Consider the following 1,645-nt stretch of genomic DNA (forward strand, 5'->3'; position numbering starts at 1 on the left):
TTTTCTGACCCGGAATTGTGCCGCAATTCCCGCGAGTTGGCGCATGCGCTTTCAATCAGAGACAGAGCGGACCGTACATTCAGAGGACACTTAAGGCCCCAGTCTCAGTGCCGCATATTGGCGGGGTCGCTTTGGGCTGAATTTCGCTGATACCCGGCAATTTACAGGGAATTTTCGTCAGATGGGTTCGATATCAGACGTTTTGCATGTCAGAACCGCATGCTTTTCAGCGGCTTATGCGGGAAATTCCCTAAGCGTTGGAACAGGAAATTTTCTCAAATGAAAAGGGAAATGTGCCGACGGATCAAGGAGGGCGAACCGTGTATCAGGGACGCAGGATCTGGAGATGTCAGAAGCCGAACAGGCGTTCCTGTTCGGACCAGTCCAGTGGGTGAGCCACGCTGACCAGACGCTTGAGTGTGAGTTCAGGCGGCTGGGTGCCGTCGAGAATCGCAGCCTGAATCTTCGGGGAGAGAAAGGCGAGCTGAGCACGGGTGCGGATGAAGGCGCTGGGGACGCTTTCGCGGCGTGCGATCTCCATCAGTTGAACTCCGGCTTTTAGATCGCGCGCCCAGCCATGGGCGCGGATCAGCATGGACCGGAGGTGGGGATCAGGTTGGGGTGCCATATCTCCGGCGATGACCTTGGCTTCGACGCCACGCCGTCGCAGATCGAAAGATGCGGTGATGTGTGTGAGATCCGGGTGCAGATGATCGGTCGCGATGCCAAGTGCGCTTGCCAGGGTTTTGGGGTTCAATTCGAGGTCGATCTGTCCTCGTGCGATTCCGCCACTGGCCAGAATATCAGCGCCGACTTGACCGCCTTGGCGATGAAGCCGGGTCACCAGATCCGCAACTGAAGTCTGCACCGCTTCGGCTGACCCAGCCTCCGGCTGCGCCAGTACCTGGTGCGTTGCGGCGGCGTCTTGCAGATGTCTAGCGATGACATCAATGACCGCGTTTTCCAGCGCAGGGCCTGGCAGTCGCCAGCCGGAAGTATCCTTGCCGCCCGAGATCAGTCTGTTGGAGATATAGTAGCGCAACCGGCGGCCTGTGCGCGTGGTGTGGGTTGGCGTCAACCGATCACCAGTTTCGTCCTGCAGCAGACCGGTGAGCCAGGCGCCGGGGTCATTGGAATGTTGGCGCGTATCGGGTGTAAGGTCTGCACGGGATCGCTGCGACGCTTCGCGCATTTTTTCCTGCACCCGGTCCCAAACGCCTTGGTCGATGATCGCCGGGTGTCGTCCGTCCCAGATCTTATCCTTGTGGCGTATTTTTCCGAGATAAACCGGGTTGCGCAGCAGGTAATAGATCTGACCGCGTGACAGCGTACAATCCCCTTTCACGCTGCCATCCGCCCGAACAACTCGTTTTGACCGCAACCCTTCTGCTGTTGCCCGTTCTTCTACTTTGCGCAGGCAACCCAGCTCGTCATAAAGCCCAAAGAGATGCCGGACCGTTCTGGCCTCATCTTCATTTGCCACCAGCGTTCTTGCTTTCGGATCGGGGTGGCGGTCATAGCCGAGAGGCAGGTTGCCACCCATCCAAAGCCCCTTTTTCTTAGACGCTGCAATCTTGTCACGAATACGTTCGGCGGTGACTTCCCGTTCAAACTGAGCAAAGGACAGCAGTACATTCAGGGTCAA

The 1,645-nt window shown here is 57.6% G+C and carries 1 protein-coding gene; it reads right to left on the reverse strand.

Going from position 1 to position 1,645, the window contains the following annotated elements:
* Positions 1 to 349: 349 nt before the first annotated feature.
* Positions 350 to 1,645: recombinase family protein (locus tag RUM8411_RS22375; RefSeq protein WP_143534994.1), on the reverse strand; the 1,296-nt coding region annotated here is incomplete at its 5' end.

Source organism: Ruegeria meonggei, assembly GCF_900172215.1.
Classification (GTDB): Bacteria; Pseudomonadota; Alphaproteobacteria; order Rhodobacterales; family Rhodobacteraceae; genus Ruegeria; species Ruegeria meonggei.